Annotated in this window: 8 protein-coding genes and 1 pseudogene; 8 read left to right on the top strand and 1 reads right to left on the bottom strand. The window is 47.7% G+C overall.

Annotation, left to right across the window (positions count from 1 at the left end; translation table 11 throughout):
• From DWZ40_RS19825 to DWZ40_RS20070, 4 genes and pseudogenes are all read left to right on the top strand, one after another.
• A pseudogene (locus tag DWZ40_RS19825) lies at positions 1-232 on the top strand (citrate lyase subunit beta); the annotation flags it as partial.
• A 1-nt stretch (position 233) separates the two neighbouring features.
• Positions 234-1,796, top strand: coding sequence for a citrate lyase subunit alpha (citF, locus tag DWZ40_RS10715; RefSeq protein ID WP_118543038.1), 1,563 nt, complete (start codon positions 234-236; stop codon positions 1,794-1,796).
• Positions 1,793-2,299, top strand: a complete 507-nt coding sequence (locus DWZ40_RS20075; protein WP_243035311.1) for an SLC13 family permease — start codon at positions 1,793-1,795, stop codon at positions 2,297-2,299. The genes citF and DWZ40_RS20075 overlap by 4 nt, the downstream gene beginning before the upstream one ends.
• 59 nt (positions 2,300-2,358) lie before the next feature.
• The gene (locus DWZ40_RS20070) at positions 2,359-2,886 is read left to right on the top strand and encodes an SLC13 family permease (protein WP_243035310.1); all 528 of its coding nucleotides are present in this window, start codon (positions 2,359-2,361) and stop codon (positions 2,884-2,886) included.
• A gap of 98 nt (positions 2,887-2,984) precedes the next feature.
• On the opposite strand, the gene DWZ40_RS10705 is transcribed toward DWZ40_RS20070, so the two are convergent.
• The gene (locus DWZ40_RS10705) at positions 2,985-3,857 is read right to left on the bottom strand and encodes a LysR family transcriptional regulator (RefSeq protein ID WP_118543037.1); all 873 of its coding nucleotides are present in this window, start codon (positions 3,855-3,857) and stop codon (positions 2,985-2,987) included.
• A 104-nt stretch (positions 3,858-3,961) separates the two neighbouring features.
• Between DWZ40_RS10705 and DWZ40_RS10700 the strand changes: the two genes are divergently transcribed.
• The 4 genes from DWZ40_RS10700 to DWZ40_RS10685 all read left to right on the top strand — a co-directional run bounded on the left by DWZ40_RS10700 (position 3,962) and on the right by DWZ40_RS10685 (position 7,466).
• Complete coding sequence (locus tag DWZ40_RS10700) at positions 3,962-4,816, top strand: isocitrate/isopropylmalate family dehydrogenase (protein WP_118543036.1); 855 nt, start codon at positions 3,962-3,964, stop codon at positions 4,814-4,816.
• 13 nt (positions 4,817-4,829) lie between these two features.
• On the top strand, positions 4,830-6,068 hold the full coding sequence (gene otnK, locus DWZ40_RS10695; RefSeq protein WP_118543035.1) for a 3-oxo-tetronate kinase: 1,239 nt from the start codon (positions 4,830-4,832) through the stop codon (positions 6,066-6,068).
• Positions 6,053-6,631: a class II aldolase/adducin family protein gene (locus tag DWZ40_RS10690; RefSeq protein ID WP_118543034.1), complete on the top strand. Its 579-nt coding sequence runs from the start codon at positions 6,053-6,055 to the stop codon at positions 6,629-6,631. The genes otnK and DWZ40_RS10690 overlap by 16 nt, the downstream gene beginning before the upstream one ends.
• A gap of 190 nt (positions 6,632-6,821) precedes the next feature.
• Positions 6,822-7,466, top strand: coding sequence for an RraA family protein (locus tag DWZ40_RS10685; RefSeq protein ID WP_118543033.1), 645 nt, complete (start codon positions 6,822-6,824; stop codon positions 7,464-7,466).
• Positions 7,467-7,490: the final 24 nt, after the last annotated feature.

Below are 7,490 nucleotides of genomic sequence, written 5' to 3'. Positions count from 1 at the left end.
CAAATCCCTCGTAAACCCGCGTCAGATCGATGTTGTCCATAAGATCTTCACCCCGACCCAGAAGGAGATCATCTTCGCAGAGAAGGTCGTAAAAGAGATCGATGAGAAGAAGACACTGGGTATCGGCGTATTTACCGTAGACGGCAAGATGATCGATATCGCATTCTACGACGGCGCAAAGAGAACCATTGCATTAGCAAAAGCATCAGGCGTATATGAGGGGGATTTATAAGATGATCAATGCAGTAGGAAGAGAAATCCCGGAAGAGGTATTAAAGGCAACCGGTAAGGAAGCATTCAAGGGCGCTTACGCTTACGATAATCACGAGTATAAGAAAGCAGCTCCGAAGGCTCATGCCATGATGGACCCGAACAGAAGCAAGATCGTGGAGAACATTCATGAGGCACTGGTGAAGTGTGAGATCAAAGATGGCATGACCATTTCCTTCCACCATCATTTCCGCGAGGGCGACTACATCGTGAATATGGTCATGGAAGAGATTCATAAGATGGGAGTTAAGAATATTACGATCTGTGCAAGTTCTCTGGGAAAAGCACACGATCCGATTGTTCCGATGATTGAGGATGGTACGGTGACCGGAATTCGTTCCTCAGGAGTGCGTGGCAAGATTGGAGAGGCCATCTCCGCGGGCAAACTGAAAAATCTGGCAGTGATGTGCTCACACGGCGGACGTGTCAGAGCCATCGAGTCTGGCGAAGTCCACATCGATATCGCATTTATCGGCGCTCCGACTTGTGATGAATACGGCAACATGCGGGCAAACGGCGGGAAGAGCGACTGTGGCGTATTGTCCTATACCATGGCCGATGCCGAGTACGCAGACCGTGTGGTAGCAATCACCGATTGTCTGGTGCCGTTCCCAAACATCCCGGCAAGCATTTCCATGACTCAGGTAGACTTTGTCTGCGTGGTGAATGAGATCGGTAATCCGGCCAAGATTGCAACCGGCGCAGCAAAGCCGACCTCCGACATGAGAAAGCTGAGAATGGCAGATTACTGTACGCAGTTTGTCATCCGCACCCCGTATTTCAAAAATGGATTTTCTTATCAGACCGGAGTAGGAGGTGCCTCTATTGCATCGACGATCTCCCTTGCAGATGAGATGGAAAAGCGTGGTATCCGGATGAGCTTTGGTGTTGGTGGACTGACCAAACCTATGGCTGATCTGCTGGACCGTGACCTGACAGATCTTCTGGTAGACACGCAGGACTTTGATCTTGGGGCAGTAGAGTCTATTAAGAAGCACCCAGACCGTCACATTGAGATCAGTGCTTCCGAGTATGCAAACCCGTTTAACAAGGGCGCGTATGTGAATAAGCTTGATTTTGTTATTCTGGCCGCACTGGAAGTAGATGTAAATTTCAACTGCAATGTTGTAGTAGGGTCAGACGGAATCATTACCGGCGCCCAGGGTGGACATCCAGATACCGCCGCAGGCGCAAAGTGTACCATCGTTATTGCGCCGCTTCTGCAGGGAAGAATCCCGGCAATCTGCACGAATGTAACTACCGTGACGACTCCGGGTGAGACCGTAGATGTTGTCATCACCGATTATGGTATCGCAATCAACCCGCGCAGACAGGATCTCATCGACTGCATGAAAGACAGCGGTCTGCCCATCTGCACCATCGAGGAATTGCGAGATCAGGCTTATGCCATTACAGGTGCACCGGATCAGGTACAGTTTGGCGATAAGGTAGTTGGTATCATTGAAGCACGTGACGGCAGCATCATGGATGTAGTCCGCGAGGTAAAGGAGTATTCATTTTCTTGATTTCTTATTTCACCATGATGTCAGATGCGGGATTATTTGATCCGATCATCAATTTTCTGATTAAACGGGCAGGAAAGAATGTGGCAACCATTTTCATCGCAATTGTGCTTACCACTTTTGTGGCACATCTGGATGGCTCCGGGGCAACCACATTTCTGATCGTGGTTCCGGCATTTCTGCCAATCTGCAAGCGTATGGGAGTACGTCCGCAGGCACTTTTAGGAGCTATGTGCGGTGCATACGGCGTGATGAACCTGGTTCCGTGGGGCGGTCCGACCATGCGTGCGGCAAGTGTGGCAGGCGTAGAGGCCGGAGACCTGTATGGCTTTATGATTCCAGGTGTTGTATGCCTGGCAATCGCAGCGTTTGGCATTGCAATCGTAGTTTCCATGATTGAGAAAAAAACGGAGCGGAAGCTGGAATTCATGTACAGGAACTGGCGAATGCGAATGGGGAGAAGAAAGAAACAAAGAAGAGCATTTATTATTTCAACCTCGTGCTGACTCTGGTGATGTAAGTATTGCTGTTTAGAGACCTTCCGGTTCCGCTGTATTCCATTTTTATGGTAGCATTTGCAATCGGTCTGATCGTAAACTTCCCGAATGCAAAACAGCAGAACAAGAAGATCAAAGAGTATGGCACCAATGCCATGGTTATGACCATGACCCTGTTTTCCGTTGGTATCTTCATGGGTGTCATCAAAGATTCCGGCATGGTAGAAGCGATGGCAAACGCAATTGTTGCTGTGCTTCCGTCAGCAATCGCTCCGCACATGCACTGGTTCATGTGTCTGTTCTCCGTACCGCTTCTGATGATCCTTGGTACCGATGCATTTTACTATGCACTGCTTCCGATCATCATCGGTGTGGTTGAGCCGTTTGGCGTAGCACAGGAGACTGTGGCAGCAGCATTTCTGCTGACTGCAACCATGGGAACTCCGGTCAGCCCGTCTGTAGCAGCAACTTATGTAGGCCTTGGTCTTGCAGATGTATCAATTGGTGAGCACATCCAATATTCCTTGAGACTGGTGTGGCCGGCAAGCATTGCGGTGCTGATTATGGCTACCGTGATCGGTGTGATCAAATTCTAAAATTTTATCAAATCAAATCAATCATTTCTGCCAAAGCAGAGACTTGTGTGAAAGGATGCAGGTCTCTGCTTTTTTGTTGCCATGTATCCGGAGGAAGATTAAAACTTATTTTCGGAAACGGAACTGCCGAGCAGTGCATCCAGAAACAGTTTTACCTGCGGGAGTTCGGCATACTGATGCTTGTAAAGCACAAAGGTATTTCGGAGGAATGGAGAACCATCTTCCATATAAAGTTCTTCGATATAGCCATCAAAATCATCCAGACAGATGCGTGGCAAAATGCACCAGCCAAGGCCGTAGCGCGCCATTTCCTTGCAGGTATCAATGCTGTCAATCCACATATGCGGACGGATCTGGGCAAGATCGTGTGCAGTCAGCCATCGGTCAATCCGGGCGGATAAGTCTGAGTCTGTGTGGCGGCCAATGTAGGAATATTCGCTTAAAGACCGTCCCTGGTTTTCTTTGCTGCAGACGAAGCACATCGGTTCGGAAGAGATAAGCTGTATGGCTTCATCCCAGACATACCGTCCCCGCATGATCGCAATGGCAATTTCATCCCGGTTTAATAACTGGAAGAGATGCTTGCTCTGTCCGGTCGTGATCTGTACGTCCACGAGCGGATACTGGTCGGTGTAAGCCTTGATAATTCTGGGGAGCCGGTAGTGGGAGAAGTTTAAAGAAGAACCGAGGCGGAGTGTGCCGCAGACCTGATTCTGACAGGCAGAAACCTGTTCCTTTAACTTCCGGCTGTTTGCCAGGATTTCAGAAGCATAGGGAAGAATCTGTTCTCCGGCAGGTGTAAATAAAATCCCCTTTTTGGAGCGCAGAAACAGGGTACACTGAAGTTCTTCCTCCATTTTCTGAATCCGTTTGGTGATGGCAGGCTGTGTCATATACAGTTTTTGCGCTGCTTTTGTGATATTTTTTGACTCATTTAATTCTAATAACAGTTCATAATCTTTTTCATCCATGGTGAGCATGCCTTTCTGAAAACATTCCAATAGGTTATTGATATTGATAAAATTATACCATTGTACTTTATGATAAGCAACTGAAGGTAGCCATCAAGGGACCGATGAGTGTAGAAAAAATGAAAGGACGGTTTGTATATCAGCGAAAAGACGGAAGCAGCCATATTTATCCATCCAACAACAATGTGATACGGCAGGAACTGGATTGCTTTGCATGCCCGAGACCGGCAAAAGGAATTCCGGGAATTTCCGGTAAAAATGCAGACATGGATGTTGTAGTGATCCGGGAAATTTCGGAAGGAATTTATTCTGCGATCGAACATCGGATTGGCGGAGATACTGCCTCGGAAGCTGTAAAACTGATCACGAAAAAAGGGGCAGAACGGATTGCAAATTATGCGTTTGAATACGCATTAAAGTATGGAAGGAAAAAGGTAACCTGTGTCCACAAGGCAAATGCAATCATTCTGACAGATGGCCTCTTTTTGGAAACATTCCGCAGAGTAGCAAAGAATTATCCACAGATCGAATCGGATGATCTGATGGTTGATGCAACAGCCTTTTATCTTGCTACGGATCCGACGCGTTTTGACGTGATCGTTACCATGAATCAGTATGGAGACATTTTATCGGATCTGTGTGCAGGTCTTGTTGGCAGTCTGGGACTGGGGGCTGGCGCAAATATTGGTGATCAGTGTTCTGTTTTTGAAGCCTGTCATGGTTCTGCCCCGGATATTGCCGGGAAAAATATTGCAAATCCAACATCTCTGCTTCTGTCCGGCGCTATGATGCTTCGCTATATGGACCTTAAAAAGTGGGGAGATTTGGTAGAGGAAAGTGTAAGAGCCGTTCTGACAGAAGAAACATGCATTACCAGGGATGTAGGCGGAACTGCGTCAACGGATGAGTTTACGGATACAGTGATCACGAAGCTTCTGGAAAAGAAAAAGGAAATCTGAGTGGAGAAATTTTATGGCCATTTTGGGATGTGTCGCAGATGATTTTACGGGAGCAGCCGGTATGGCCTCTTTTTTGAAAAAAGGAGGCATGCGGACACTCTTGCTAGATGGTACACCAGAAGAAATGCAGGAAACCGATCAGGCAGACGCGATCGTGATCGCATTGAAAACCAGGACGCAGGAAACAGAGAAAGCGGTCAGCCTCTCTCTGGAGGCGTTACAGTGGCTTAAACATCAAGGATGCAGTCATTTTTATATCAAATACTGTTCTACGTTCGATTCGACTCCGAAGGGAAATATTGGTCCGGTGTGCGATGTTGCTATGGATTTTTTACAGGTAAAAAGCGCTTTGATCTGTCCTGCATTGCCGGTAAACGGAAGGACAGTAGAACAGGGCAACCTGTATGTGAATGGTACTTTGCTGCAGGACAGTTCCATGAAAGACCATCCGCTTACACCGATGAGGGATTCCAACCTGAAAAGACTGATGGAGGCGCAAAGCCGGTATTTCTGCCTGGAAATTGGAACTTCTTTTTCGGATTCTGATCGAAGCGGGAAAGAAATTCAGACGCCGCATTATCTGATACCAGATTGCCGGACAGAGGAAGACGCAAAGAAAATTGCGGAAACCTTTGGCAGCCTGAAGCTTCTGACAGGGGGAAGTGGAATTGCAGAACCGCTTGCGCGGTATTTGCTTCGGTATTATCAAAAAGAAAACCGAAGTATGTATCCGCTCCTGCTTGCCGGGAGCTGCAGTGTCGCGACAAGAGGACAAATTGCGCAATATCAGAAAAAGGGTGGAAAAAGTATTCAGATCACACCTGCGATGCTTTGCGGACACGACTGGAACATCGTGGAATTTTGGGAAAGTATCAAATCAGATTTATCATCCGGCCCTGTTTTGGTTTATTCCAGCGCCGCACCGGAACAGGTAAAACAGGACCGGGCACTATATGGCGATGTATCCGGACAAATTGAAAAAACGATGGCAGCACTGGCCCGACTGGCTGTAGAGTCAGGAGTTACCGGAATCATATCTGCGGGCGGAGAAACCAGTGGGGCAGTGACGAAAACATTGAATCAGAAAGCATTTTGGATCAACGAAAGCGTAGCACCGGGTGTTCCGGTTATGACTCCAGTGGGAAACAGGTGTTTGCGCCTGATTCTGAAATCAGGAAATTTTGGAAATCAGGACTTTTTTGAACAGGCGCTTGGCATGATTGAAGAAAGGAATTTATGGACGAACTATTAAAACAGAAGTTAGAACAGGCAGTCTGGGCAGCACATGTGCTATTCGAGCGTGGAACCGTGAAAGGAAATACCGGAAATATCAGTGTCCGGCACGAAGATAAGATTTATATCAGTGCATCCGGCACCTGTTTTGGAACGTTGCGCCCATCTGATTTTGCAGTGATGGATATCGAAGGCAACCTGCTTGAGAAAAAAGCAAGCAAGGAATGGCCCCTGCACCTTGCTGTATATCGGCATAAGCCAGAGGTACGGGGAGTGATTCATACGCACAGCACCTATGCGGTTTTATGGGGAATGCAATGCGTGCCGGGTACTTTAGATGTAATGCCGGATATTACACCTTACCTTCGCATGAAACTGGGAACTGTGGGGTGTGTGGAGTATGCCATGCCCGGCTCAAAAGAATTATTTGATGCGTTTGAAAAAGAAGCCGACCACAGTGACGGATGGCTTCTTATGCGCCATGGAACCGTCGTTCCGGGGAAGACGATATTAGATGCGTTTTACGCGCAGGAGGAGTTGGAGGAGACGGCGAAGATCCTGTTGGAGATGCAGGGGAAGTAACGTTAGCAGAAAGAATGTGTTGATAGGATAACAGAAAACTGGAAAATAACGGAGCAATCGGAAACGGGTTGCTTCGTTATTTTTTACCTGTATTATAGAAAAAAGTGTATAAGGAACATGTAAAATCATGTATTTTACTTATGATAATCCATGCGTTACAATCAAATCATAAAACGGAAGGGGAATACATATGGATACTTTGATAAAAAAAGCACAATTCACCCGTCCGCCGAAAGACCTGATCGAACGGCTGCGGGCATTTACCACTCCGGAACTTTGCGACGGGGCGGGATTATATCATTCCATGGATTACCGGATCAAACCCTGGATCGGCAGAAAGAAGATCGTGGGTCCGGCGGTAACGGTCGATGTGCCAAGTGGAGAAGGAAGTATCGTCGCAGATGCAATCCTTGCGCTGGAAGAAGGAGACGTGCTGGTTATTGCAGGGAAAGGCAACTGCGACTGTTCCTACTGGGGAGATCACCGGAGTATTTGCGCGAACCTTATGAAAGCAGAGGGCGTGGTGATCGATGGTGCTTTCCGGGATCTGGAAGGATGTGAGGAAGCAGGCTTTCCGGTCTATGCGAAAGGTCTAACCTGTGGTACAGCGGCAAAAAGCGGGGCAGGAGCCATCAACGTTCCGGTCAGCTGTGGAGGCGTCTGCGTAAGACCGGGTGATATTGTGATCGGGGATGTCAATGGTGTCTGTGTGCTTACCCGGGAAGAGGCGGAGGGTGTTATAGAACGCGCATTGAAAAAGATAGAAAACCAGCGCTATACCATCGCTGAGATGGAGCGTACCGGTGAGGTTTATACAAAATTGTTGAAAAAATAAAAGCAAACAGAGAAAAAGGAGCGT

It is taken from the genome of Clostridium sp. AF32-12BH, assembly GCF_003477935.1.
Lineage (GTDB): Bacteria > Bacillota > Clostridia > Lachnospirales > Lachnospiraceae > Brotaphodocola.
Note: the sequence above shows the minus strand (reverse complement) of the source record. Positions and strands in the feature narration are given on the sequence as shown.

Coding starts and splice junctions, on each gene's coding strand:
- DWZ40_RS10685 (WP_118543033.1), top strand. CDS start 6,822: ATGGATACTTTGATAAAAAAAGCACAATTCACCCGTCCGCCGAAAGAC.
- otnK (WP_118543035.1), top strand. CDS start 4,830: ATGGCCATTTTGGGATGTGTCGCAGATGATTTTACGGGAGCAGCCGGT.
- DWZ40_RS10705 (WP_118543037.1), bottom strand. CDS start 3,857: ATGGATGAAAAAGATTATGAACTGTTATTAGAATTAAATGAGTCAAAA.
- citF (WP_118543038.1), top strand. CDS start 234: ATGATCAATGCAGTAGGAAGAGAAATCCCGGAAGAGGTATTAAAGGCA.
- DWZ40_RS10700 (WP_118543036.1), top strand. CDS start 3,962: ATGAGTGTAGAAAAAATGAAAGGACGGTTTGTATATCAGCGAAAAGAC.
- DWZ40_RS10690 (WP_118543034.1), top strand. CDS start 6,053: ATGGACGAACTATTAAAACAGAAGTTAGAACAGGCAGTCTGGGCAGCA.
- DWZ40_RS20070 (WP_243035310.1), top strand. CDS start 2,359: ATGGTAGCATTTGCAATCGGTCTGATCGTAAACTTCCCGAATGCAAAA.